The sequence below is a fragment of the Prochlorococcus marinus str. MIT 9515 genome, from assembly GCF_000015665.1.
GTDB classification, from domain to species: domain Bacteria; phylum Cyanobacteriota; class Cyanobacteriia; order PCC-6307; family Cyanobiaceae; genus Prochlorococcus_A; species Prochlorococcus_A marinus_P.
In genome coordinates, this window is record NC_008817.1 from 322593 (window position 1) to 346827 (window position 24235).

Consider the following 24235-nt stretch of genomic DNA (forward strand, 5'->3'; position numbering starts at 1 on the left):
TCCATTTAAATGTCTATAGTCATAATATTATTGAATTTGTATTTTTAAATGGAAACAACAAATTTTGGTTTCGTAGCAAGCCTTCTCTTTGTGGGAGTACCAACTATTTTTTTGATTGGTTTATTTATTTCCACGCAAGATGGAGAAAAATCAAGCTTTTACTCAGATTCCGGTAAAGGTAAACTTGGCCCAAAGCGCTAATTAAGTTATTTAATGTTCGAAATTTCTGCTGAAAACTTTTCGGTATGGAAAAAGAAACAACTCTTAAAAGGTGGTGATAAAAAATCGTTTAGTCTTTTGATAGATTTATTGGGTGGATTATCAAAAAAAGAATTAAATTCACTCACAATAAAAGCAGAAAAAAATTTAAAATTTAAATTAGATTTAGACTCCCTTGAATTTTTTTGGGGGAAGCATCTCAGTACTAATATTCCTATTCAATATTTAAGTGGTATTTGTTATTGGAGAAATCTCAAATTAGAGGTTTCAGATAAGGTTCTAATACCACGTCCGGAAACAGAACTTGTGGTTGAGATAATATCGAGAAAATTTGATAATAATAAAGGACAAATTATTTTTGCAGATTTAGGAACTGGTTCAGGTGCAATTAGTATCTCGTTAGCTTTAGAAAATCCAAGCTGGAATGGAATTGCAACGGATATTAATAAAAATGCTGTAGAGATAGCCTCGAGAAACTTTGCTAATAACTCTAATCAATCTAATTTGAAATTTTATAGTGGGAATTGGTGGGAGCCTCTAACATATCTCAAAGGGGAGATAGATTTTGCGGTAGCTAATCCTCCATATATTCCAAAAAATACTTATGAAGAATTACCAATAGAGGTAAAGAATTTTGAACCTAAGAATGCTCTTTTGGGAGGAGAAGATGGTTTGGATCACGTAAGGGAAATAGTTAAATATGCCCCTTTATACTTAAAAGAAAAAGGTTGGTTATTAATTGAGAATCATTTTGATCAAGGTGCCAGAGTAAAACAATTATTTATTGAAAATCAATTTACTGATGTAGAAGTATTAAAAGATTTGTCTGGAATTGGAAGATTTACAATTGGAAGATATAAATAATTTATTAGGAGAAAACGAATGAATGTTATTGCTAATAAATTAGCTGTAGAAAAACTAAATATTGGCTTACCTATAATTTTTCATACTGATACTTTACCTGCTATTGGATGCCTCCCAAAGTTCTCAGAGATAATTTATAAGATTAAACAAAGAGATGTAAAGAAACCTTTGATTTTGATGGGAGCTGAAAGTTTTCAATTAAATGAGTTTGTTCATAAAACTGCTTTTGAGGATTACAAATATATGGCTTCTAGGTATTGGCCGGGACCATTAACAATGATTATTCCTATTTCTGAGAAAAGTAAACCATTGTTTTCTAATAAAAATTTGACATTAGGTTTAAGAATTCCCAATTCAATTATGGCCAATTACCTTATAAAGGAAAGTGGCCCTTTGTTAACATCAAGTGCAAATATCTCAGGTTTACCACCCTCTACAAATGCAAAAGATATTTCATTTGACTTGCCTAATGTGGATATTTTAGGACCTGTTCCTTGGCCAAAATGTAGTGGAAAAGCAAGTACAATTATATCTTGGGTGAATAATGAGAAATGGAAACTCATTAGGGAAGGGGAAGTTTTCATTCCAGGAATAAAGTGATGCTTTCTCTTTTCTTTTTTATTTTTTTAATACAATTTTTTTTTTATTGGATATTTGCACCTTTATCTAGATTGTTAACTAATCTAATTGAGCTGAGGTTTTTAACATTTTTTATTTTATTAGGTTTTATTTTTCTATTTTCAACAAAAAAAGAGTGAGTAGATTTGTAACTATATGAATGCCGGCTAACAGATTTGAACTGATGACCTTCGCTTTACAAAAGCGCTGCTCTACCGCTGAGCTAAGCCGGCATAAATTTTATTTTACATACAGTTAGGTGTAAATTGATAATTTATTAATTTTGATTTTGGAAATTTTATTTCTTTTTTGGGTTATCGTGATTTTTTTTGAATTCTATTTCTCCAGTGAGAGTTCTTTTTATAGGAAGATTAGCAACCAATGCAGTCATTCTATCCTCTGTTTCTAGACTGACAGCAACCTCTTCAAAATCAATTTCAACATATTTAGCAACTACATCAAGGATTTCTTTTCTCATCTTATCCAATAGATCAGTGGTCAATGAGCTCATATCAACTCTGTCATGAGCTAAAACTAGTTGCAATCTTTCCCTTGCTGTATTGGCACTGGACGTTTCTCTGCCTAGCAATTTGTTTATAAGGTCTCTAAGAGTCATAATTTTTTAAAAAATCTTTGTTTGCATTAATCTCATGAATTTATCTTTTATGCTTTGTCCTTCATTTTTTGGATCGATAATAGGAATATCTTTTCCCGTTAGCCTTTGAGATACATTTAAATAGCATTTTTTAGCTGGAGATTTATTATCAGATAGTGTCAGAGGCTCCCCTCTATTTGTACTTATTATTACTTGCTCATCCTCTAAAACAATACCAAGTAAGGGCAAAGAAAGGATACTCTGAACATCTTCTATTGATAGCATTTCTTGATTAGCCATCATATTAGGACGGACTCTATTAATTACTAACTGTATTGGCTTTATGTCGGAAGTATTTAAAATTCCTATAACTCTATCTGCATCTCGAACAGCTGATAATTCAGGATTCGTTACTACTATTGCTTCTTTACAGGCTGACAGAGCATTTTTAAAACCATCTTCAACTCCGGCAGGACAATCTACTAGAACATAATCAAACTTTTCACTCAGTAATTTACTGATTTGTTTCATATCTTCAGGTTTCATCCAATCAAGCATTCTAGGATCACCAGCTGGTAATAAAGCTAAATTAGGCTCCTTTTTATGTCTAACTAAGGCTTGGTCAAGGCGACAATTTTTGTCGAGAACATCTTGAGCAGTATAAATAATACGATTTTCTAAACCTAAAAGAAGGTCTAAATTCCTCAATCCAAAATCAGCATCTAGAACAGCTGTTGTTGCACCACTATTTGCTAGAGCAATGCCTAGGTTTGCTGTCAGTGTGGTTTTACCTACCCCACCCTTACCTGAACAAACTAAAATGGTGCGACTATTTTCCGGCACAAATTAATGAATAATTCTACAAATAATAAGCTAGATTTTAAAGGTTAAATTTTAGAAAAGTTAAGTAATTCTTAAATTTATTTTTTTTTATTAGTTTATTTCAAAATATTTATTTATTACAGTCTCTTATTGGCTCATAAGGCTTAATGATTATTTTTTTGGCTTCCAAAATTGCAATTTCAGGATATTGATGCTTTGGTTTCTCTTTTGGCCCTATGGCTATAATTTCACAAATCCTTAATTGAATAGGGTTTAGCCAAAGTGAGGCAATTGAGGCGTTTTTATTACCATTTTCGCCAGCGAAAGCGGTACCTAATAATTTTCCCCAGACATAAACGTTATTATTTGCTGAAACTATAGCTCCAGGGTTGACATCTCCCATAATAAAAAGATCACCATTTGAAGATATTCTGTCCCCTGATCTAATTGTACCTTTGTGAAGAATATCTTTTTTTTGAGACTGGTTATCCAGAAATGATTTATTTATATTTTTTTTATTATTTAATAAGCTTGAGTTGATTTTTAAAGACTTTCCACTCAAGACTGTTTCTCTATTATTTGAATATATATCTGAAAACTTGATATTTAGTTGTTTTAGGTGGAATTTCAGTTTTGCTAATTCATTAGAAGTAATTCTTTCATTTGCTGTAAAAAGATGCGCTTCGACTGGTTCTTTGATGCTACTTAACTCCGATATGAAATTTTGATAAGCCTCAAATTTAGCGAAAGATATTGATTTTATAAAATCGTTATTGGAGTTTCTCAAAATTAATTTCATTATGGATCATCTCTTAATATTGCTATTTGATTTTCAATCTCTCTTCTGAACTCCCCTGGATAAATAATAAGAGAACTATTATTTGATGTCATCAATGTTTTTATTAATGCTGAGTGATTTTCTAATAAGTTTTGATAGGTCCCATCCCATATCTTAAGAGAGTTATTAGATTCAAAACCTTTAAAAGATCTTTCTTTGATTCCACAAAATATCTCTGAGTCGTAATTATTTAATTTGCATTTCTTCCTAGCGAAAGCTAAGACTTCCATTCTTTTTAATTTAGAGAGGAAACTTATATTGGATGCTTTTAGTAAATTTCTATCGATAAACATTTTACAAAGAGTTTCTAAAGGTTCAAAAGATTTATCTTTCCATTTCATTAAATGAAAATAAAAAACTATATCGTCATTAGCAAGGAATTCTCTTATTTCAAGATCTTTTGGAGTAAATATCCACTTGTACATTATTTCATCTATCCAGATGCTTTTTTTTCTGGAATTATTTTTTATCGAATAAATAATTTTTTCTAAAATCCAAGTTGAAATTTCGTTAATTCTATGGTTATAAATAGTTCTATACATTATGTTTCGTAGAACTAAAAAATGTTCAATAGCTATAACCCCTTTTGGCTTGATGGCGATATTTCCGTCAGGAGAAAAAGTGAGAGCTGAAATAATTCTCTCCAAATCAACTAATCCATATTTTGTTCCAGTGTTGTAACTATCGCGTAATAAATAATCAAGACGATCACAATCAATTTCGCTACTAATTAAAGTTTTTAAAGGATTAGAAAATAGATTTTGAGTCGTAAATAAGTCTCCAATTTGTTTGGGTAATTCGTCTCCAAAATTTTTAAGAATTGAGGTTATTGGTGAATAATTTTCAACTAAATTTTTAGACCAGTACTCATGGTTATGAGGAAATATAACCTCACTAGTATGACTTAAAGGGCCATGACCTAAATCATGGAGAAGAGCAGCTCCGAAAAGTATAAATTTACTTTTACTAAATTCAGGTTTTGTCTCAAGTAGTCTCCTATAAATTTTTCTAGCAACGCAAAATACACCAATTGAGTGTGTAAATCTACTGGATTCTGCCCCATGGAAAAGAAGAGAGGCGGCACCTAATTGTTTGATCCTTCTCAATCTCTGAAATGCTAGCGTATCAATAAGCTGCATTATCATTAATTCCTCGGGTTTATCGGAATCAATAATTATTTCTTTATGTATTGGATCATGGAAAATTCTTTTTTTATTCATAACTATTAAATGATCTTTACATAAAAAATATTTTTTAATGTTCAGGATCTTTTTTTTCTAATTGATTCACAGTTTCTTCGACTTCATTTTTATCAAACAAAGAGTTTAGGTATATTTCGGCGTTTTTAACCCATTTATCTTCAGAATTGCCATATTCCCTAGCCTCTGGAAGATCTAAAAGTTTATCTGGAGTTATGCCCGTACCTTGGATATTATTTCCTTTCGGTGTTAAATAACTGGCAACTGTAATAGCTATACCACTATCATCTCCTAAACTTTTAAGAGACTGGATAAGTCCTTTCCCATAGGTTTGTTCACCAATTAAAGTTGATCTCTCGTTATCTTGAAGGGATCCGGCAAGAATTTCACTTGCGCTTGCGGTCCCTTTATTTACTAAAGTTACCATTGGACCATCAAAATAAGTCTTTTTTTGAGAGATTATTGCATCCTTAATTCCATTCCTGTCTTTTGTTTCTACGATAGGCTGCTCGCTTAAAAATGAATCTGCCACTGCAATACCAGAACTTACTAGCCCACCAGAGTTATTTCTTAAATCAAGAATTATCCCTTCAACTTCTTTATCTTTTAATTCCTCTAAAGCCTCTTCAATTTTTTTTGGAACACTCTCACTAAATTGAGTTATTCTTAGGTAACCAATAGTGTGAGAATCATCTCTTAATCTTTTTGTCCTTACTGGTCTAAGGTCAACAGATCTTCTTTCTAAATCAATCTCTTTAATTTCATCAGACATGGATGTTATTTGGACAAGAACTTTTGTTCCGGATTCTCCTCTGAGCTTTGAAGCAGTATTTGCAAGGCCTAATTCAGATGAAGATATTCCATCAACCTTATCAATTACATCACCACTAATTATGCCTGCTTCTTCGGCAGGGGAACCTGCCAATGTTGAAATAACTTTGATTTTTTTAGTCATCTCATCTTTTCCTAATTGAAGACCTACTCCATTAATTTCGCTCCCAAAATTACTTGTTTTTAGAAGTTCATAATCTTTTGGCCTTAATATCCTTGTGAAAGGATCTTCAAGTGGCTTCAACATATCTTCAATTGCGGAATAAGCCTCATCACTTGTTTCAATTTGTTTCTGTAATGTTTTTTGTCTAATTCTCTTCCATTGGATTTCATCGAGCCTTTCTGGATCATAATATCCTTCATTTATTAGAGTCCATGCGTCTAGTACAAATTGCCTGCTATCACTAAGCGCATTAACGCTTTGGATATGCAAAAAATTGGTAGAAAAAATGCAGATCATAATAATAATGATCCATCTTTTGAATATTAAAAATTTGTTAAATGATGAATTCATTGGGTTAAGTGTTAACACCAAGTAAGTGAATTTTAAGTAAGCTCTTTATATCAAAGCTTTTTTTTTTGGATGTCGAATTCCTCATCTGTTTACGACTGGTTTCAAGAGAGACTTGAAATTCAAGACATAACCGACGACGTAACTTCCAAGTACGTACCCCCTCACGTAAATATTTTTTACTGTTTAGGAGGCATAACTTTAGTATGCTTCCTAATTCAATTTGCAACAGGTTTTGCAATGACTTTTTACTATAAGCCAACTGTTACCCAAGCTTATAACTCTGTAAGCTACTTAATGACTGATGTAAGTTTTGGTTGGTTAATAAGATCTGTTCATAGATGGAGTGCATCTATGATGGTTTTGATGTTAATTTTACATGTTTTTAGGGTTTACCTTACCGGTGGATTTAAAAGACCAAGAGAATTAACTTGGGTAACAGGTGTTGTCATGGCAGTTATAACAGTTGCTTTTGGAGTCACAGGTTATTCACTTCCATGGGATCAAGTTGGATACTGGGCGGTTAAGATTGTTTCAGGTGTGCCTGCAGCGATTCCAATTATTGGTGATTTCATGGTTGAACTTCTTCGTGGAGGAGAAAGTGTAGGGCAATCAACTCTTACAAGATTTTATAGTCTCCATACTTTCGTTCTTCCTTGGTCCTTAGCAGTATTTATGCTTATGCATTTTCTTATGATTCGTAAACAAGGTATTTCAGGTCCGCTATAACCCCTTATAATTCTAATAATTTAAATTTTAAGTATAGTTTTATATGTCTACTCTAAAAAAACCCGATTTATCAGATCCGAAATTAAGAGCTAAATTAGCTAAAGGTATGGGTCACAATTATTACGGTGAACCAGCTTGGCCAAACGATCTTTTATACATTTTCCCTGTTGTAATACTGGGAACAATAGCTTGTGTTGTGGGGCTGGCTGTTCTAGATCCGGCCATGTTGGGAGATAAGGCTAATCCATTTGCCACTCCTTTAGAAATACTTCCTGAATGGTATCTTTATCCTGTGTTTCAAATACTTAGGGTAGTTCCAAATAAGTTACTTGGAATAGCTCTTCAAACATTAATTCCTCTTGGATTAATGATCTTGCCTTTTATAGAAAATGTAAACAAATTCTCTAATCCTTTTAGAAGACCAGTAGCGATGGTGGTTTTTCTTTTTGGAACTTTTTTAACTATTTACCTTGGAATAGGTGCTTGCTTACCAATTGATAAGTCTCTAACTTTAGGATTATTTTAAGGTCATTTAGAGGTCAAACATATCCAAATCATTATTCTCTTCTCTTAGGAAATGATGCATTAATAAAAAACCAACTATTGTCCATGTTTGATAAGTTCTTGATTGCTGTCCAACCCATGTACCAGTAGGCCCATCAAAATATTCTGCCCACTCTTGTTTTGGTAATTGATTTAGTTGACACCAATAAGATTCTTCAATTAAGGATCTCATCTCTTCCATTAAAATCACATCTTCAGTAGGAAATCTTTTTTGATGTAAAAGAACCGAAGTCCCGAAAAACCAAAGTAAACTTGGCCAATGCCCTCCATTGTGGTAGCTCCAAGGCCAATTTTTAGGATCTGATCCCGTTTTATTCTGCCATTCTTCTACATCCATATGAGGATGACATATCCTCATTGGCATTTGTGCTATTAGATGTTGCCTGTTGTGAAGTACTAGTCTAAAAAGTGCTCTTTGTTCTGAAGAAGGTAACACTCCGAACATACATGCTAAAGAGTTTCCTAAGCTATAAAATCTAAAATCGGGTCTACCTGTCCTAATGTTCCCTATCAAATACCCACCTCTGTTCTCCAACCACTCTTGAAGCCATGATGGCACCACTTGAGGCTGAACATTAAATTCATTGAAGTGTTGGTCCTCTCCATATTGTTCTGTAGGCCTTCTTCTTAGGATTTGCATCGTTTGGCTTGTAACCCAGTAATGTTTTAAAAGAAAACTTCTTAGATCTTCAACCCATTGACTAGTAAGAATTAGTCTTTGATCTAATAACCTACTAACGTGATCTTCACGACTTAATTCCATAAGGTTAATACAGCTTTTCAAACATCCATGAAGTAATACCTCTACTTCCAAAGGAGCCCCCCATACATCCATTGGTCTATCAATCATGAATGCACAATCGGGTACGAAAAGAACAGGTGTCCCCTCAAATGTTGGATGTAAAACTAAATCTAGTAAAAGTTGTATTCCTCTCTGCACGCTTTGGCTTTTGCCGAATGAATAATCACCACTTTTATTGACATAATACCAACATAATATAGGCCACCATAAACTTGCATCAGCAGAGGTGATTCTCCCTATTGATCTCTGACCATAGTCTCCAATTAATTTTCCTTTCTCTTCAACAAAACTTGTAGGAAATACTCCACGTGTTTGATAACTAGTGCTTTGTAGTTCAAGGCATACACTTAGGAACTTTCTAACAATGTCGTACCTTTTTTGTGTGATGAGATAAATCATTACTGGAACATTATCTCTTAGAAATATTTCTCCATAATTTAATTTGAGGTTTTTGGAAGGATGTTCTAATGCGGCAACACTGCCGACCAGCTCCCCTGATATCTTAATTAAGGTCTTTTCAAAGTGTTCTTTTGCATTTGTTACAATTTTGTCTTCATCTGAACTTGGACGAACTCTTAAATTTTTTTGACTGAATCTTTCTGCCATTTCATTTAAATCCCTTTGATATAAGACTAGTTCTTTAAATAGACTTTGAACGAAAATAAAAATTAATAAAAAATTTTGTATAAAAGGTTGCACAATTACAGTCGGATGGTTTAGTATTTTCTTCTGGGCAAAAATATTTCTTTTTGCATTATTCACGCAATTACCTTAAATCTAATTTTCGGTAAATTAATGAATTTTTTGGAAACTAGATTTCGATCATAATTTCCAGCCAGAAGAAGGGTTTTCCCTTCCAATGGGTTACACACTTGTTGTTTAACTCTGCACCTAGAAAACTTAAAACTTAGGAACTGATGCTTTTATTGCGTCAAGACTTTATCAAATTTTGTTTTGATAATTTTGAGATGTATTTGCAATAAAAGTGTGAGGTCCCGTCAAGAATATATAAATTGTTTTCAATTGCTAACTTATAGTTTTTTGAAAACCAACGGATCTGAGATCTTGGAAAGTCACTTTGAAATATTTTTAATGTGCACTCAAAGTAATCCTTAATTTTTAAGGAGGCTGAACCTAAATAATTTAAGTCTTTCTTATTTTTATTTGGGCAACGCAATTCATATTGAGTAGATTTTTTTCTACAAAAGGATTTGAACACAACGGAGAGTTTGATCCTGGCTCAGGATGAACGCTGGCGGCGTGCTTAACACATGCAAGTCGAACGAACCTTCGGGTTAGTGGCGGACGGGTGAGTAACGCGTGAGAATCTGCCCTCAGGAGGGGGATAACGGTTGGAAACGACCGCTAATACCCCATATGCCGATAGGTGAAATGAATTTCGCCTGAGGATGAGCTCGCGTCTGATTAGCTTGTTGGTGAGGTAATGGCTCACCAAGGCTTCGATCAGTAGCTGGTCTGAGAGGATGATCAGCCACACTGGGACTGAGACACGGCCCAGACTCCTACGGGAGGCAGCAGTGGGGAATTTTCCGCAATGGGCGAAAGCCTGACGGAGCAACGCCGCGTGAGGGACGAAGGCCTCTGGGCTGTAAACCTCTTTTCTCAAGGAAGAAGATATGACGGTACTTGAGGAATAAGCCACGGCTAATTCCGTGCCAGCAGCCGCGGTAATACGGGAGTGGCAAGCGTTATCCGGAATTATTGGGCGTAAAGCGTCCGCAGGCGGCCTTTCAAGTCTGCTGTTAAAGCGTGGAGCTTAACTCCATCATGGCAGTGGAAACTGATCGGCTTGAGTATGGTAGGGGCAGAGGGAATTCCCGGTGTAGCGGTGAAATGCGTAGATATCGGGAAGAACACCAGTGGCGAAGGCGCTCTGCTGGGCCATTACTGACGCTCATGGACGAAAGCCAGGGGAGCGAAAGGGATTAGATACCCCTGTAGTCCTGGCCGTAAACGATGAACACTAGGTGTCGGGGGAATCGACCCCTTCGGTGTCGTAGCTAACGCGTTAAGTGTTCCGCCTGGGGAGTACGCACGCAAGTGTGAAACTCAAAGGAATTGACGGGGGCCCGCACAAGCGGTGGAGTATGTGGTTTAATTCGATGCAACGCGAAGAACCTTACCAGGGTTTGACATCCTGAGAACCTCTTAGAAATTTGAGGGTGCCTTCGGGAATTCAGTGACAGGTGGTGCATGGCTGTCGTCAGCTCGTGTCGTGAGATGTTGGGTTAAGTCCCGCAACGAGCGCAACCCACGTTTTTAGTTGCCAGCATTTAGTTGGGCACTCTAGAAAGACCGCCGGTGATAAACCGGAGGAAGGTGTGGATGACGTCAAGTCATCATGCCCCTTACACCCTGGGCTACACACGTACTACAATGCTACGGACAAAGGGCAGCAAACTCGCGAGAGCTAGCAAATCCCATAAACCGTGGCTCAGTTCAGATCGTAGGCTGCAACTCGCCTACGTGAAGTAGGAATCGCTAGTAATCGCAGGTCAGCATACTGCGGTGAATACGTTCCCGGGCCTTGTACACACCGCCCGTCACACCATGGAAGTTGGCCATGCCCGAAGTCGTTACTCCAACCCTTGTGGAGGAGGACGCCGAAGGTGGGGCTAATGACTGGGGTGAAGTCGTAACAAGGTAGCCGTACCGGAAGGTGCGGCTGGATCACCTCCTAACAGGGAGACAACAAAATGTAAATATTAATTTTGTCACCTTAGGTCGATCGGTATCTCAGGTTCTTAATATTAAGAATTTCAGTTTCTAAGTTTTTTCTAGGTCACACCCATCACTTTTTCCTGGGCCATTAGCTCAGGTGGTTAGAGCGCACCCCTGATAAGGGTGAGGTCCCTGGTTCAAGTCCAGGATGGCCCATATCTCTATGTTGGGGGTATAGCTCAGTTGGTAGAGCGCCTGCTTTGCAAGCAGGATGTCAGCGGTTCGAGTCCGCTTACCTCCACTGAATACCACCTCTTACATATAAATAAAGAGGGAAATTGTTTTGAGTCGTGTCCTATAGCTCTGAGCGAATCTAGCTTCCTATTTCTTTAATTAAATAAGATGCTGGACTCATTGAATTATTATTCATTGTTTTCAGAGAACCTTGACAACTGCATAGATTATTTTTGAAGACAATAAGCATCTTTAATGATGCAGATTTATTATTTGTGCGAATGCATCAAATAGCAATTCTATTAAGCTGATGCTTCAATTATTGAAGTTATTGGTCAAGCTACAAAGGGCTCACGGAGGATACCTAGGCACACAGAGGCGATGAAGGACGTGGTTACCTGCGATAAGTCTCGGGGAGTTGGAAGCACACTTTGATCCGGGAATTTCCGAATGGGGCAACCCCTTGAACGACCAACTGAATATATAGGTTGGTGCGAGCTAACCCAGCGAACTGAAACATCTTAGTAGCTGGAGGAAGAGAAAGTAAATAACGACTCCCTCAGTAGCGGCGAGCGAACGGGGAATAGCCCAAACCGATAGTCTTGACTATCGGGGTTGTGGGACAGCAATATGGATCAACAAATCTAGAAGAAACGTTTGAATGGCGTGCCACAGAGGGTGAAAGCCCCGTAATCGAAAGAAGAGTTGACCTAGCTGTATCCCGAGTAGCACGGAGCACGTGGAATTCCGTGTGAATCTGCGAGGACCACCTCGTAAGGCTAAGTACTACTGTGTGACCGATAGTGAAACAGTACCGCGAGGGAAAGGTGAAAAGAACCCCGGGAGGGGAGTGAAATAGAACATGAAACCGTGAGCTTACAAGCAATGGGAGCCCGACTAATCGGGTGACCGTGTGCCTGTTGAAGAATGAGCCGGCGACTTATAGGCACTGGCGGGTTAAACCGGAAATGGTGGAGCCACAGCGAAAGCGAGTCTTAATAGGGCGTTTGTCAGTGTTTATAGACCCGAACCCTGGTGATCTAACCATGGCCAGGATGAAGCTTGGGTGATACCAAGTGGAGGTCCGAACCGACTGAAGTTGAAAATTCAGCGGATGAGCTGTGGTTAGGGGTGAAATGCCAATCGAACCAGGAGCTAGCTGGTTCTCCCCGAAATACGTTGAGGCGTAGCGTCTAGTGCTCCAGCAGGGGGGTAAAGCAACCATTTCGGTGCGGGCTGCGAAAGCGGTACCAAATCGATATGAACTCTGAATACCCTGTGTGTAACTAGGCAGTCAGACTGTGGGGGATAAGCTCCATAGTCAAGAGGGAAACAGCCCAGACCGCCAGCTAAGGTCCCAAAATTAACGCTAAGTGATAAAGGAGGTGGGATTGCCCAGACAACCAGGAGGTTTGCCTAGAAGCAGCCATCCTCAAAGGAGTGCGTAATAGCTCACTGGTCGAGCGATCCTGCGCCGAAAATGAATGGGGCTAAGCGTTATACCGAAGCTGCGGATAAATTTATTTATGGTAGGGGAGCGTTCTATGTTGGGTGAAGCGTTAGCGTAAGCGGACGTGGACGGCATAGAAGTGAGAATGTCGGCTTGAGTAGCGAAAACATGGGTGAGAATCCCATGCCCCGAAACCCTAAGGGTTCCTCCGGCAGGCTCGTCCGCGGAGGGTTAGTCTGGACCTAAGGCGAGGCCGAAAGGCGTAGTCGATGGATAACAGGTCAATATTCCTGTACCAGTTATGTTTTGGGAAGGGGGACGGAGAAGGCTAGCCAGGCCAGATGTTGGTTACTGGTTCAAGCGTTCAAGGCTTTGAGAGATGGAGAAAACATCTTGAGCTGAGGCGTGAGTACGAGCTGCTACGGCAGCGAAGTTGGTGATGTCATGCTTCCAAGAAAAGCCCTATACCCGTTAAGACATAAATGCCAGTACCCGAAACCGACACAGGTGGGGTGGTAGAGAATACCGAGGGGCGCGAGATAACTCTCTCTAAGGAACTCGGCAAAATGGCCCCGTAACTTCGGGAGAAGGGGTGCCAGCGAGAGCTGGTCGCAGTGAAGAGGCGCAAGCGACTGTTTACCAAAAACACAGGTCTCCGCTAAGTCGCAAGACGATGTATGGGGGCTGACACCTGCCCAGTGCCGGAAGGTTAAGGAAGCTGGTTAGCTTTTAGCAAAGCTGGCGACTGAAGCCCCGGTGAACGGCGGCCGTAACTATAACGGTCCTAAGGTAGCGAAATTCCTTGTCGGGTAAGTTCCGACCCGCACGAAAGGTGTAACGATTTGCGCGCTGTCTCGGAGAGAGGCTCGGCGAAATAGAATTGTCTGTGAAGATGCGGACTACATACACCCGGACAGAAAGACCCTATGAAGCTTTACTGTAGTTTGATATTGTGCTCGGGCTCTAATTGCGCAGAATAGGTGGGAGACATTGAAATAGTGCTTGTGGGCATTATTGAGTCATCGGTGAGATACCACTCTATTAGAGCTAGGGTTCTAACGCTTACCCGTTATCCGGGAAGCGGACAGTATCTGATGGGCAGTTTGACTGGGGCGGTCGCCTCCTAAAAGGTAACGGAGGCGCACAAAGGTTCCCTCAGGCTGGTTGGAAATCAGTCGTTGAGTGCAAAAGCAGAAGGGAGCTTGACTGTGAGACCTACAAGTCGAACAGGGACGAAAGTCGGTTTTAGTGATCCGACGGTTCTGCGTGGAAGGGCCGTCGCTCAACGGATAAAAGTTACTCTAGGGATAACAGGCTGATCTCCCCCAAGAGTTCACATCGACGGGGAGGTTTGGCACCTCGATGTCGGCTCATCGCAACCTGGGGCTGAAGTCGGTCCCAAGGGTTGGGCTGTTCGCCCATTAAAGCGGTACGCGAGCTGGGTTCAGAACGTCGTGAGACAGTTCGGTCCATATCCGGTGTATGCGCAGGAATATTGAGAGGATTTCTCCCTAGTACGAGAGGACCGGGAGGAACGCACCTCTGGTGTGCCAGTTATCGTGCCAACGGTAAACGCTGGGTAGCCATGTGCGGAGTGGATAACCGCTGAAAGCATCTAAGTGGGAAGCCCACCTCAAGATGAGTATTGCCATGGCTTAAGCCAGTAAGGTCACGGGAAGAACACCCGTTGATAGGCTCTACGTGGAAGCTTGGTAACAAGTGCAGCGGAGGAGTACTAATAGACCGAGGGCTTGACCAAAATAAACTTAATTTATTGTCTTTGATTTATATAATTTTCTATGCAGTTCTCAAGGTTCATACTATCCTGGTGTTCATGGCGATGTGGAACCACTCCGATCCATCTCGAACTCGGTTGTGAAACGCATCAGCGGCGAAAATATTTAGGGGGTAGCCCCTTGAGAAAATAGCTCAATGCCAGGTAAAAATATTTTAAAGGGTTTACTTTTTTAAAGTAAGCCCTTTTTTATTTCTGACATTTACGACACCAATGTGTACTTCTTCCTGAAATTTTTTGTCTTTCAATCAAATTTTTGCATGCATGACACTTCTTACCAGTTCTTCTATAGACATTAGTTTGTAATCCAAAATTACCATTTTCTCCTTCTAAGTCTCTAAAGTCGCTAAAAGTTGTTCCGCCTGCACCAATACTTTTTTTTAAAACTTCGATTATTGCTATCCTAAGTTTTATTAGTTCATGTTTTTCAATTGTTCTAGCCTCTCTAAAAGGGGATATCCCAGCGGAATAAAGACTTTCATCTGCATATATGTTTCCAATTCCAGCTACGATTGTTTGATCTAATAAAATAGATTTTATGGATCTTGTTTTGTTTAAAATTATTTTTGTAAGATAACTGATATTAAATTTTTCAGAAAATGGCTCAGGTCCTAATGCTCCTAATCCTTTAATAATATTTTTTGGTGATAATCCCTCTCTAACCCACCACATTTGTCCAAAACTTCTTACATCAATATATCTGAGTTCATTATTGTTGTTATCAAAAAGCCTTATTCTTGTATGTTTGCAAGGGCTAGTAGGATTTTTATTAAACGTAAAGTAACCAGTCATTCTTAGGTGAACCACAAGGCTACCATTGTTTTTTAATGACATTTCATTTTCGATATATGTGTGATTTCTATCAGCTTTCTTTAGTTTCGCGATCAAATATTTTCCTCTTCTATCCCACTTATTTATAAGTGAGTTCTGAAGACCTTTTACAAAGTCTTGTTTATCGATGGGATAAGCAACAGTTGATTCTCTACAGATTTCAACTCTTTTGATAATAAAATTCTTAAGTTTTTGCTCTAAACCTTTTCTAACAGTTTCAACTTCAGGTAACTCAGGCAAATTTTTAAATTTTTTCTAATTCAACTTCAGCAAAGTTATTTGTCACGTTTCCACCGTCAGTTCCACTTATTCCATAGAAATTAACTCTATCAAATTTAACAGTCACATTATACTTAATCCCTGATTTATCTATAGAAGCCACCTTCCCTGTATCGTTATACCAGTAAGATTCCTTTCTTTTAATACGAACAAAATCCCCTCTTGCAATTGTCATAAATTTGAATTTCACTAATAAGACAATACCTCAAAAGGTATATCCAATGAAAAATTATTCACACATATTAATCAAAACGATTAGCAGAAATCATTTATTAAATTTTTTTCAAATTCTTCTTTAGCAGGTATCCATCCTCTCCATTTTCTTCCAGGAATTCTTACGTCTAAATCTTTTGTTTCACACTTAATGGAGATAATTACCTTTTTATTATTTTGATTTAGAGCGTTCAAAATTTTTCTACCATTTAGTTCTTCTAATTCATTTTGTTGAGTTGTTATAGGTCCATAGTTTTTTTTCTTTTTACTTATCAATTGATCAATCTCTTCTTCTTTGTAAGAAGCTTTAACTTTCTTACTAATAATATTCTTTTTTCTTAAAAATAATTTTGAACTAACCTGTAATGAATCTGGATTTTTGAGATTATTAATTTCAATTAGGTCTTTAAAGTTTAAACCATATTTAGCAGAGATTTCTGTAAGACTCTCCCCTTCTTGGACAATATGATAACTATTGTCTAAACCATCATTATGTTTAATTTCCTGACTAGGATCAGAAATTTTTAAATTTTGCCCTACATATATATAATTTTCATCTTTTAAATTATTTAATTTAATAATTAAATCTTTTTTTAATGAATAAAACTTTGAGATGCTAGTAATAGTATCGCCCACTTGGACAATATGAATTTTGTTAAAGTCTGATATTTCAGTTTTAGTTGATTCTGCATTCGTAGCATTTTCTATTTGATTATTTGATGAATCTATTATTTCTTCAGCCTTTATGAAATTAGGATTGAAAAAATTAATAATGCAGGCAAATAAAATAAATGTTGATTTCATTAATTTATCTATTTTCTTAAAGATAATGTGTGTATTTAAAACCGCTAGACTTTTGAAACCAAATTAATTAATTCAAATCTTGAAAATAAATTTTATAATTTTCATCACATTCTCATAAGGGGGATATCTCAAATCTAGATCAAATAAAAAGCCTTTATAAGTAATGGATTTTTGATTTGAAAAATTCTTAAATCCCTCCTCTCCATGAAATTTACCCATTCCACTTTTTCCCACTCCTCCAAATGGCAAATTTGGAATCAGTACCGGCAACATAACATCGTTAATACAAACGGTCCCAGAACTTGTAACTTTTGAAATATGATCATGAATTTTTTTATTTCCTCCAAAAATATATATTGCTAAAGGTTTTGAAGCTTGATTAATTTTTTTTAATGCCGATTCCTTAGTTTCAATCCCAATAACTGGAAGAAGGGAACTAAATAATTCTTTTTGAAAAATATTTTTATCTTGTAATTTTACTTTTAAAATTGTGGGTGATATTTTCATTCTTTTTTTGCTAGAGGTTCCTCCGAATAAAATAAGTTTCTCTTTTTTAAATCTCTTGAGAAGTTCTGAAGTTTTGGAAAATTGATTTTTTTGTAATTTTGATAAGTTTTTCGAGATTAATGGATTTTCGCCATAAAAAATAGTGATAAATTTCTTTAACTCCTCAACTAATTGTGTTTCAATTTCTTTTTCCACAAATATATGATTGGGGGCCATACATGATTGCCCTGAATTGAAAAATTTACCCCATACAATTCTTTTTGCTGCAATTTCTAAATTTGCATTTTTGAAAATAATTACTGGATTTGTTCCACTAAGTTCAAGTGTTAAGGGAGTTAAGTTTCTTGATGCTGATTTCATAATAGATTTTCCCGTTTCAGTACTTCCTGTGAAAAAAATATGATCGAAATTTTGTTCTACCAGTTTTATTGACTCTTTATAATCTCCTTCAATTGTTAATAAAGTATCTTTTTGGAAATATTTATCAGTTAATTTTTTGATTAGTGTAGATATAGTGGAACATTTTTCTGATGGTTTTATTACAGCAGTATTTCCTGCAGAAAAAATATTTACGAGAGGCTTTAAAAGATATAACAAGGGATAATTATATGGTCCTAATATAAGGACGCAACCAAGAGGTTCGTAGATTACTTTTGAGAATGATGGAAAAAGATATATTGGAGTTTTCACCTTTTTAGGTCGAATCCATGATTTAAGATTCTTCTTTGTCAATGAAATTTCTTCTTCAATCAAGAGAATTTCTGAAAGAGCTTCAATTTCTGATTTCCCGAGATCAAGGTAAAGAGCTTTAATGATTTCTTTTTTATTTTCATCTAAAAGTTGGGCAACCTTACTGATCTGCTGGATCCTCCAACTTATACTTTCTGTTTGACCTGTAATTACTTTATTTTTTAATGCATTAAGATTTGATTTATACGATTTATCTAAAATATTCATCTAGAAAAAATTTTATATATTTGTTAATATATCAGATCGATAATATTAAATATCGATAAATTATTTAAATAAAAAAAGGGTTTCTTTTGTTGTTTAATAATAATATTATTAAATCATTTTTTATTTTGAGAAATATAAAAAAAGAAGCACAATTTATTATTCCTTCTTGTTTATGTTTTTTATTATTTATCGTAGTTAATTTAACTCACTTTTATTTGGTCTCAGATCTTTCCTATTGGTCGAGTTACATTATTAATCAACCTTATCGGATATTAAGTTATAGTTTTGTGCATAAAGATATTAATCATTTATTATCTAATTTATTTGGCATAATTGTAGTTAGATATTGTTTTATAAATCTGAAATTGAAGAATATATTTCTTTTTCTTTATCTAATTATTTTATTAATACCAATTCAGACTTTTTTATTATTTATGATGGATAGTTTTTTATTTTATGAAAGAAATCGAGCGTTAGTTGGTTTTAGTGGAATTATATTTGGTACAGTTTCCTTCATATTGCTATCTTCTCTTTATGGGAAACAATACATTTTTAATATTTTTATTGGTTTGAATAAGAATAATGAAATTTATAGGTTAACGACTGTTTTTTTATCTTTAGGGGTTGTTTATTCTTTTTTGCCAAGCATTAGCTTATCTGGACATATCGCAGGAATATTGAGTGGCTTCATAATTTTTATTTTTTGATGCCAAAATATATTATTACTAAGCATTTATTCAATTAACGTCCTCAAAATCTTAAAAGTCTTATTTTATTAAGCTAATATATTTCTAATGAATAAAAATTTTTCAATCAGATTAATATCTAATAATGAGATTCAGAAAGTTACTGATTGGGCTAAGCTAGAAGGATTTGCTCCTGGATTTGATGACATATCAATTTATAAAAATACCGATAAAAAAGGGATATGGGTTGGATGCCTTGATAATGATCCCATAGGTTCTATTGCTTGTGTTAAATATAATTCTTCATATGGATTTATAGGATTATTCATCGTAAAAAAAGAATTCCGTAATATGGGTTATGGAGTGAGATTATGGAAACATGCATTAGATTATTTGAAAAATGTTGATTGTATTGGTTTAGAAGCAGCTCCAAACAGATTAGATGATTATCAAAAGTGGGGGTTTAAAAAATCCTCCATAACAAATAGATGGAAATCAGAGGGTATTCAAGATTTACCAAATGGCAAATTTTATAAAGATGAAAATAATGCTTTTAAGGTTGTCCCAGGTAATCAGATTTCGCCAGAAGCTGTTTTGATATATGACTCTCAGAGAGAACCTAGTCCTAGACCACATTTCTTGAACGATTGGCTGAAGAATTCTTTTGGAAATGTTAGCGCTCTTGTTGATAATAATGGAATGTGCCATGGCTTTGGAAGGATAAGACCCTGCATTCTTCAAGATAATAATCAAGGATGGCGAATTGGACCTCTTCTTGCTGATACTCCTCCTTTAGCAGAATTACTTATTAGAAAATTAGTTAGGAATCTAGAGGCTCAAATCTTGTTAGATTGTTCAAGTCTTAATCCTTATGCAAATTACCTTTTATCTAGTATGGGGTTTAAAGAAATCTCACAAACTTATAGAATGTATAAAGGCATTCAGCCTTCATGTCCAATGAACCAGGTATATGGGCTTGCTTGTTTAGAGCTAGGCTAGTCATTTCTCCAATACAGAACATTTTTCTCTTATTTCTATTTATCTTTTCATAACTAGAAACTTTATAGAGTTATTTCTTGATTCGCTTTTGGGAAGGTTAATGCTCAGCTTTTTTTAATATTCTTTCTACAGTATCTGCGTTGATTATTTTGATCTCTCCATTATCAATATCGGCGACTTGAAACAGGGTCCATGAATTTGGATTTCTTGCTCCTCCTATACAGTTAATCACTTGCCCAATCCAATAATTATTCTGGCCGTTTTGGACATTCTCTAGAGTGTTATCATTTCTAACCATGACATAATCACCAGGGTTGACGAAAAGAAATTCATAAACTTCGGAAGATACCATAATGCAAAGACTTGTTAGTACAAATATACTACAGAACTCATGCCTCTGGTCTTGCCTTGGAGGGGATAGCTATCTTCTTAATCATGAAAAAATAAAAAAAGGGGAATCTTTTTGAATTTAGGATTAATTTTTAGCTATGACAAATATTTGTATGTATAGATGATGATTAGATTAAAAATTTTTGACTGAGAATTAAATTAACTGATTTTTAAAAAATTCAAATAGTTTTTATTTTATCAAGGACATTATCATGGTTGGAGACTAGTTTTGTAAATAATAAAAAGCTGACCTACCAATAGTAATTAATCCTTTACTTTTTTAAATTTAACTTTCTCTCGAAAGTTTTATTGAATCTTGTATAAATTAGGAATGAATTATAAAAAGGCAAATATTTCTAGAGAAATAATTTTAAATGAGTCACTCAACTACATAAAGTTTGAGCAAAAAGGTATTAATTAAACATCGTAATTAATTAAAGCCAACCTTCTTTCATTTTTAAATATAATTGCTCTGTTTCCGCGGCATAACCATTAAGATCTTGGTATGATTTTTGCTGCTGTTGTGGTTGTGGGGTGGAATCTCTTTCTTGAGTTTGAACTTCGCTCATTAGTCCAATAAATTAATGTGTTTATTCTCTCATATTTAAAGGTTTTTTTGTTTGGCTGAATTCTTAAATTTTATTTAAATTTTATTTATCTATATTTACGCAGATATTACTTAGCAGCAGTTGTTTTGGAGTATAGAAATTGAACCTCCCAATATACTATTCCAAGAAAAATTGCACTTGCAAGAAGAATTTCAGAGATTGTAAGCATGGCTTTATCTACGCTAATTTAATTTTCATATCAATTTATATAGAAGGCAATAGGTACTACTTACATTTTAATTTCATATAAATCTTATTTAGTTAAATAAATAATTAAATAATATAAGATTAAAAATAAATTCAAAATTCTTTCGTGGAAAATTCCATAAACATATCTATCTTGATCCCTTTAATACCAATGGGTATGTCTTTATTCATATTAATTCTGTTATTAAGTTTTAATAGAACGATGAATAGACTTACTAAACCAGTGAGTGCTCTATTGATCTTTTCTTTATTGAGTTCTGCTTTGATTAGTTCATTCCTCTATTTAAAAAAAATTGAGGGCGAAGTCTTTTTGTCTAATTATCTAAAACTCTTTGAAAATTCAAATTTAGTACTTCACCTAAATTCTTTAACTGAAAAAATCGTAATATTTTTTACAGTAATAATGGCAATAGTGATTGGATTTCTCTTTTACAAATTGCCAAGGCAAAAAGGTTATGTCTCAATGATTGTAGGAATTATCTTGATTTCTTCATCGGTAATTTTTGCATTAATGTTTTTGGACTTTTCAGTTTTAATTTAGGATTGAGTTATCACCGCAGAGGCTCCAGTAAGTTCTTCAACGTGATTAACTCATCTTGTGCAATTCCTTTTATCCTTTGATCATCAGGGTGTGTTTTTAAGAATTTTGTATAAGTATTTAATGAATCCTCTTCGATCTTGATGTTTACTTCATAAGCATTTGTTGGAGAACAGAAATAATAAATAATCATGATCCAATAATAGATTAAGTACAAGATGCCTCGTTAAAAAATAATCGATCCAAAACTTGTCTCCTTCCCTTCTCTCCATTTCTTTAAGGTGCTACGTTTCATTAATGTCTTGGTAAAAATGTTCTTTCATTAAAAACATTTTGATTCCATTTCTTATTCCAAGTGATTCTTTGAAATGAAGAACAGAAACAAAAGCAAAATAAGGAGAACTTGCAATAACTTCTAATACCCAAAATCTCTTTAAGTGCTTGTCATAATAAACAAGTCAAGAATTTTAAAGGTATTATTTACTATTAATCAATTCAAATACTTCATAATGAGCCCCTTTTTTATAGATATAATTACCTAAACATTAGATATCTCAACTTTTAACTGATAATTAATATTGTTAAAGGTTAAGCAAATTTACAATTAGGTATTGAAAAAAAATTTTTTTAATGCATATTTTATATAGTTAATTTGTTTAAATGACTTCAACTGAAAAGATTGCCAATGCAAAAAAAAGAATTAATGAGTTAGAGAGACTTATTAAATATTGGGATGATTCAGAAGAGAAAAATATCAAGAAAATCGGTTTTAAAGTTAATAATGAAAAAATAGCTGCTTAATTCTGTCGAGATTGAAATTATCTTTATTAGTTTTTATATCTTTAGTACATTATTTACTTTTTAAATATTCATATCATTCGTTTTTGATAATTTAGAGCATTTAAACCTATTTTCAAAATTCAAAATTACAAATAATCTTATTAGTTATTAGGTTTTCTATGAATACATTTTCTAACAAATACTTGTTTCCTATAAAGTTACTTCCTTGGCTATTTTGGGGAATTATCTCAGTTGTTAGTGTTTATTTATTCTCTAATGCATGGATAAATTAGAGATTGAATGGTTGCTTAGCTCCTTTTAATCCAATCAGGTGAGCCTCCAAACCAGTGAGGAATTTCATCTTTATTTGGATTGAAATGATTCTCTCCATCTAAACCATCGATGCCAAGCGATTGAATAAGTTCATTAATACTGCCTTTGCTCTGTGCTCCATATCTTCTGATACTAGTTGCTTTTTTTAACCAAAGAGATATTGTCGAATTTTTTTTTGCATATTGTTCAACGTATATTCTCTCTTTTAATGTCACTTCTTCATTTAAAGAAATTCTCCTAACTATTTCTTGAATTTTTAACCTTTTTAATTTACTTAAAAGCATTAGATGATAAATAACTTAATTTCTGAAGGATTCTATTTAAAAGTATATTGATTTTAATAGATTTCAACTTTTAAAAGTTTTTCAGGAGTATTTGGTTGTGAATTGTTCAAATAAGAGGTTAATTACCTTTCTTCATAGCAAGAAATATAAAAAATTTTATTAGGACGTGCGCTTTCAGAAACCCTAACTTGCGAAAATAGTATTCATGTACTAGTATTAGTACATAAATACTATTGAAATGAAAATTCTTTCCTCTTCCCCCTACGCTGCATTTGATCCGAAAGAGTGGAACTCGTTGTCAAAAGCTAATCGCAGTTTCTCTAACACTCCAATAAAAATTAAAAAAAAGTTTTTTAGTACCTTTAACAAGGAAAAATCTTCTAAAAATCCGCAATTAAATAAAGACCTCCCTAAACAAATACAACTTGCTTTTACTTGACTAAAAGTTTAACTAATATTCAGTTTTCTGAAAAATATTTTAAGAATCCCTATTCTTTGTTAGATTAATATAAATACAAAAGGTTTTAATTTGTCTGTAGATCGTGAACTTTTGAAAGAAGTTACCCAAGAACTTTGGAATACCGTTAAAAAACTAAGGCCTGAAATTGATAGGGAAACACGCCTTCAATTGGTTTTAAAAGCCTTATTAACTATTGGTGATTTACCAGATCAACTGCAAGCAGCAATGGTAGTAGGAGTTTGCGCCGAAATGGATAAAAGTGATAACAAAAATGTTGATGGTAATTCCAGCATCAAAGAAGATAATAGTTCTTCCTCCGTTGATACTTCTACTGGAAGAAAAGTTTTTAGAAGAAGTTCAGCAAAATAAAAGCTTCTTCTATAAAGTTAACCTTTAACTTTTTTTGATTCTTCTTTTGATAATTTTAGAAATAGAAAATATGAAATTACTAATAAAAGTGGTACAAAGATAGAATGTAAGGTCATCATCAGCTCTGTTTGACTCATTCCTATTAAATTTGAATCTTTTGGTAGCTGCTCTGACCATGTACCAGCTAAATGCCAAGCTTGAGGAATAGATAAGAAAAACATATAAAAGCTATAAGTA

The 24235-nt window shown here is 34.9% G+C and carries 25 protein-coding genes, 3 tRNA genes and 3 rRNA genes; 16 read left to right on the forward strand and 15 right to left on the reverse strand.

What is annotated here, in order from left to right; genetic code table 11:
• Positions 1-48: 48 nt before the first annotated feature.
• The 3 genes from psbM to P9515_RS01740 are packed head-to-tail and all read left to right on the forward strand — an operon-like array spanning position 49 to position 1683.
• Positions 49-201 (forward strand): photosystem II reaction center protein PsbM, encoded by a 153-nt coding sequence (gene psbM / locus P9515_RS01730; RefSeq protein WP_011819666.1) that lies wholly within the window; start codon positions 49-51, stop codon positions 199-201.
• Positions 202-213: 12 nt separating this feature from the next.
• On the forward strand, positions 214-1083 hold the full coding sequence (prmC, locus tag P9515_RS01735; RefSeq protein ID WP_011819667.1) for a peptide chain release factor N(5)-glutamine methyltransferase: 870 nt from the start codon (positions 214-216) through the stop codon (positions 1081-1083).
• Positions 1084-1101: 18 nt separating this feature from the next.
• The gene (locus P9515_RS01740; RefSeq protein WP_011819668.1) at positions 1102-1683 is read left to right on the forward strand and encodes an L-threonylcarbamoyladenylate synthase; all 582 of its coding nucleotides are present in this window, start codon (positions 1102-1104) and stop codon (positions 1681-1683) included.
• A gap of 179 nt (positions 1684-1862) precedes the next feature.
• Here P9515_RS01740 and P9515_RS01745 read toward each other — a convergent pair.
• From P9515_RS01745 to ctpZ, 6 genes are all read right to left on the reverse strand, one after another.
• Positions 1863-1934, reverse strand: a tRNA-Thr gene (locus tag P9515_RS01745).
• Positions 1935-1999: 65 nt separating this feature from the next.
• A complete protein-coding gene (gene minE, locus P9515_RS01750; RefSeq protein ID WP_041710549.1) occupies positions 2000-2320 on the reverse strand; it encodes a cell division topological specificity factor MinE in 321 nt (106 codons plus the stop codon).
• A gap of 3 nt (positions 2321-2323) precedes the next feature.
• A complete protein-coding gene (minD, locus tag P9515_RS01755; protein ID WP_011819670.1) occupies positions 2324-3139 on the reverse strand; it encodes a septum site-determining protein MinD in 816 nt (271 codons plus the stop codon).
• 109 nt (positions 3140-3248) lie between these two features.
• A complete protein-coding gene (locus tag P9515_RS01760) occupies positions 3249-3917 on the reverse strand; it encodes a septum site-determining protein MinC (RefSeq protein ID WP_011819671.1) in 669 nt (222 codons plus the stop codon).
• Positions 3917-5176 carry an HD domain-containing protein gene (locus P9515_RS01765; protein WP_011819672.1) on the reverse strand — a complete coding sequence of 420 codons (1260 nt, stop codon included), beginning with the start codon at positions 5174-5176 and terminating at the stop codon, positions 3917-3919. The genes P9515_RS01760 and P9515_RS01765 overlap by 1 nt, the downstream gene beginning before the upstream one ends.
• A 34-nt stretch (positions 5177-5210) precedes the next feature.
• On the reverse strand, positions 5211-6500 hold the full coding sequence (gene ctpZ, locus P9515_RS01770) for a carboxyl-terminal processing protease CtpZ (protein WP_011819673.1): 1290 nt from the start codon (positions 6498-6500) through the stop codon (positions 5211-5213).
• 69 nt (positions 6501-6569) lie between these two features.
• Between ctpZ and petB the strand changes: the two genes are divergently transcribed.
• Entirely contained in the window at positions 6570-7226 is a 657-nt protein-coding gene (petB, locus tag P9515_RS01775) for a cytochrome b6 (RefSeq protein ID WP_011819674.1), read from the forward strand.
• A gap of 43 nt (positions 7227-7269) precedes the next feature.
• Positions 7270-7752, forward strand: coding sequence for a cytochrome b6-f complex subunit IV (gene petD, locus P9515_RS01780; protein ID WP_011819675.1), 483 nt, complete (start codon positions 7270-7272; stop codon positions 7750-7752).
• Between the two features lie 6 nt (positions 7753-7758).
• On the opposite strand, the gene P9515_RS01785 is transcribed toward petD, so the two are convergent.
• Complete coding sequence (locus P9515_RS01785; protein ID WP_011819676.1) at positions 7759-9198, reverse strand: glycoside hydrolase 100 family protein; 1440 nt, start codon at positions 9196-9198, stop codon at positions 7759-7761.
• Between the two features lie 611 nt (positions 9199-9809).
• Between P9515_RS01785 and P9515_RS01795 the strand changes: the two genes are divergently transcribed.
• The 5 genes from P9515_RS01795 (at position 9810) to rrf (ending at position 14899) form a co-directional block, all read left to right on the forward strand.
• Positions 9810-11294: ribosomal RNA gene (locus tag P9515_RS01795) — 16S ribosomal RNA — on the forward strand.
• 122 nt (positions 11295-11416) lie between these two features.
• Positions 11417-11490 (forward strand) — tRNA-Ile (locus tag P9515_RS01800).
• Between the two features lie 12 nt (positions 11491-11502).
• A tRNA-Ala gene (locus tag P9515_RS01805) sits at positions 11503-11575 on the forward strand.
• 266 nt (positions 11576-11841) lie between these two features.
• A 23S ribosomal RNA gene (locus P9515_RS01810) occupies positions 11842-14717 on the forward strand.
• Between the two features lie 65 nt (positions 14718-14782).
• Positions 14783-14899: ribosomal RNA gene (gene rrf / locus P9515_RS01815) — 5S ribosomal RNA — on the forward strand.
• Together the 16S, 23S and 5S rRNA genes with 2 tRNA genes alongside form the textbook arrangement of a ribosomal RNA operon.
• 43 nt (positions 14900-14942) lie before the next feature.
• Here the strand turns inward: rrf and P9515_RS01820 are convergent.
• The 4 genes from P9515_RS01820 to P9515_RS01835 form a co-directional block, all read right to left on the reverse strand.
• Positions 14943-15824: a DNA-formamidopyrimidine glycosylase gene (locus P9515_RS01820; RefSeq protein WP_011819677.1), complete on the reverse strand. Its 882-nt coding sequence runs from the start codon at positions 15822-15824 to the stop codon at positions 14943-14945.
• Positions 15825-15828: 4 nt separating this feature from the next.
• The gene (locus tag P9515_RS01825; protein ID WP_011819678.1) at positions 15829-16038 is read right to left on the reverse strand and encodes a photosystem I reaction center subunit IV; all 210 of its coding nucleotides are present in this window, start codon (positions 16036-16038) and stop codon (positions 15829-15831) included.
• 80 nt (positions 16039-16118) lie between these two features.
• Positions 16119-16880 carry a LysM peptidoglycan-binding domain-containing protein gene (locus P9515_RS01830; protein ID WP_011819679.1) on the reverse strand — a complete coding sequence of 254 codons (762 nt, stop codon included), beginning with the start codon at positions 16878-16880 and terminating at the stop codon, positions 16119-16121.
• A 72-nt stretch (positions 16881-16952) separates the two neighbouring features.
• Positions 16953-18344, reverse strand: a complete 1392-nt coding sequence (locus P9515_RS01835; RefSeq protein ID WP_011819680.1) for an aldehyde dehydrogenase family protein — start codon at positions 18342-18344, stop codon at positions 16953-16955.
• A 215-nt stretch (positions 18345-18559) separates the two neighbouring features.
• Between P9515_RS01835 and P9515_RS01840 the strand changes: the two genes are divergently transcribed.
• A complete protein-coding gene (locus P9515_RS01840) occupies positions 18560-19051 on the forward strand; it encodes a rhomboid family intramembrane serine protease (RefSeq protein ID WP_225867115.1) in 492 nt (163 codons plus the stop codon).
• 87 nt (positions 19052-19138) lie between these two features.
• Positions 19139-20029, forward strand: coding sequence for a GNAT family N-acetyltransferase (locus P9515_RS01845; protein ID WP_011819682.1), 891 nt, complete (start codon positions 19139-19141; stop codon positions 20027-20029).
• Between the two features lie 97 nt (positions 20030-20126).
• Here the strand turns inward: P9515_RS01845 and P9515_RS01850 are convergent, their stop codons facing one another.
• Both P9515_RS01850 and P9515_RS10025 read right to left on the reverse strand, forming a co-directional pair.
• Positions 20127-20381, reverse strand: a complete 255-nt coding sequence (locus P9515_RS01850) for a DUF3104 domain-containing protein (RefSeq protein ID WP_011819683.1) — start codon at positions 20379-20381, stop codon at positions 20127-20129.
• A gap of 472 nt (positions 20382-20853) precedes the next feature.
• Complete coding sequence (locus P9515_RS10025; protein WP_011819684.1) at positions 20854-20988, reverse strand: hypothetical protein; 135 nt, start codon at positions 20986-20988, stop codon at positions 20854-20856.
• A gap of 448 nt (positions 20989-21436) precedes the next feature.
• Between P9515_RS10025 and P9515_RS01855 the strand changes: the two genes are divergently transcribed.
• Together P9515_RS01855 and P9515_RS09580 are read left to right on the forward strand one after the other, a co-directional pair.
• A complete protein-coding gene (locus tag P9515_RS01855) occupies positions 21437-21775 on the forward strand; it encodes an NADH-quinone oxidoreductase (RefSeq protein WP_225867092.1) in 339 nt (112 codons plus the stop codon).
• A gap of 657 nt (positions 21776-22432) precedes the next feature.
• Positions 22433-22573, forward strand: coding sequence for a hypothetical protein (locus tag P9515_RS09580; RefSeq protein ID WP_011819687.1), 141 nt, complete (start codon positions 22433-22435; stop codon positions 22571-22573).
• A 287-nt stretch (positions 22574-22860) separates the two neighbouring features.
• On the opposite strand, the gene P9515_RS01860 is transcribed toward P9515_RS09580, so the two are convergent.
• A complete protein-coding gene (locus P9515_RS01860; RefSeq protein WP_011819688.1) occupies positions 22861-23169 on the reverse strand; it encodes a hypothetical protein in 309 nt (102 codons plus the stop codon).
• A gap of 238 nt (positions 23170-23407) precedes the next feature.
• On the opposite strand from P9515_RS01860, the gene P9515_RS01865 reads away from it, so the two are divergent.
• Both P9515_RS01865 and P9515_RS01870 read left to right on the forward strand, forming a co-directional pair.
• Complete coding sequence (locus P9515_RS01865) at positions 23408-23608, forward strand: hypothetical protein (protein ID WP_041710551.1); 201 nt, start codon at positions 23408-23410, stop codon at positions 23606-23608.
• A 90-nt stretch (positions 23609-23698) separates the two neighbouring features.
• Entirely contained in the window at positions 23699-23998 is a 300-nt protein-coding gene (locus P9515_RS01870; RefSeq protein WP_011819689.1) for a TIGR03894 family protein, read from the forward strand.
• A gap of 17 nt (positions 23999-24015) precedes the next feature.
• Here P9515_RS01870 and P9515_RS01875 read toward each other — a convergent pair whose 3' ends face one another.
• The gene (locus P9515_RS01875) at positions 24016-24219 is read right to left on the reverse strand and encodes a hypothetical protein (protein WP_011819690.1); all 204 of its coding nucleotides are present in this window, start codon (positions 24217-24219) and stop codon (positions 24016-24018) included.
• Between the last annotated feature and the right edge of the window lie 16 nt (positions 24220-24235).

Excerpts from the sequence above, each read along its gene's own strand:
- psbM (WP_011819666.1), top strand. The coding sequence starts at position 49 with ATGGAAACAACAAATTTTGGTTTCGTAGCAAGCCTTCTCTTTGTGGGA.
- prmC (WP_011819667.1), top strand. The coding sequence starts at position 214 with ATGTTCGAAATTTCTGCTGAAAACTTTTCGGTATGGAAAAAGAAACAA.
- P9515_RS01740 (WP_011819668.1), top strand. The coding sequence starts at position 1,102 with ATGAATGTTATTGCTAATAAATTAGCTGTAGAAAAACTAAATATTGGC.
- P9515_RS01760 (WP_011819671.1), bottom strand. The coding sequence starts at position 3,917 with ATGAAATTAATTTTGAGAAACTCCAATAACGATTTTATAAAATCAATA.
- P9515_RS01765 (WP_011819672.1), bottom strand. The coding sequence starts at position 5,176 with ATGAATAAAAAAAGAATTTTCCATGATCCAATACATAAAGAAATAATT.
- ctpZ (WP_011819673.1), bottom strand. The coding sequence starts at position 6,500 with ATGAATTCATCATTTAACAAATTTTTAATATTCAAAAGATGGATCATT.
- petB (WP_011819674.1), top strand. The coding sequence starts at position 6,570 with ATGTCGAATTCCTCATCTGTTTACGACTGGTTTCAAGAGAGACTTGAA.
- petD (WP_011819675.1), top strand. The coding sequence starts at position 7,270 with ATGTCTACTCTAAAAAAACCCGATTTATCAGATCCGAAATTAAGAGCT.
- P9515_RS01785 (WP_011819676.1), bottom strand. The coding sequence starts at position 9,198 with ATGGCAGAAAGATTCAGTCAAAAAAATTTAAGAGTTCGTCCAAGTTCA.
- P9515_RS01825 (WP_011819678.1), bottom strand. The coding sequence starts at position 16,038 with ATGACAATTGCAAGAGGGGATTTTGTTCGTATTAAAAGAAAGGAATCT.
- P9515_RS01830 (WP_011819679.1), bottom strand. The coding sequence starts at position 16,880 with ATGAAATCAACATTTATTTTATTTGCCTGCATTATTAATTTTTTCAAT.
- P9515_RS01835 (WP_011819680.1), bottom strand. The coding sequence starts at position 18,344 with ATGAATATTTTAGATAAATCGTATAAATCAAATCTTAATGCATTAAAA.
- P9515_RS01845 (WP_011819682.1), top strand. The coding sequence starts at position 19,139 with ATGAATAAAAATTTTTCAATCAGATTAATATCTAATAATGAGATTCAG.
- P9515_RS01850 (WP_011819683.1), bottom strand. The coding sequence starts at position 20,381 with ATGGTATCTTCCGAAGTTTATGAATTTCTTTTCGTCAACCCTGGTGAT.
- P9515_RS10025 (WP_011819684.1), bottom strand. The coding sequence starts at position 20,988 with ATGAGCGAAGTTCAAACTCAAGAAAGAGATTCCACCCCACAACCACAA.
- P9515_RS01855 (WP_225867092.1), top strand. The coding sequence starts at position 21,437 with ATGAATAGACTTACTAAACCAGTGAGTGCTCTATTGATCTTTTCTTTA.
- P9515_RS09580 (WP_011819687.1), top strand. The coding sequence starts at position 22,433 with ATGACTTCAACTGAAAAGATTGCCAATGCAAAAAAAAGAATTAATGAG.
- P9515_RS01860 (WP_011819688.1), bottom strand. The coding sequence starts at position 23,169 with ATGCTTTTAAGTAAATTAAAAAGGTTAAAAATTCAAGAAATAGTTAGG.
- P9515_RS01865 (WP_041710551.1), top strand. The coding sequence starts at position 23,408 with ATGAAAATTCTTTCCTCTTCCCCCTACGCTGCATTTGATCCGAAAGAG.
- P9515_RS01875 (WP_011819690.1), bottom strand. The coding sequence starts at position 24,219 with ATGTTTTTCTTATCTATTCCTCAAGCTTGGCATTTAGCTGGTACATGG.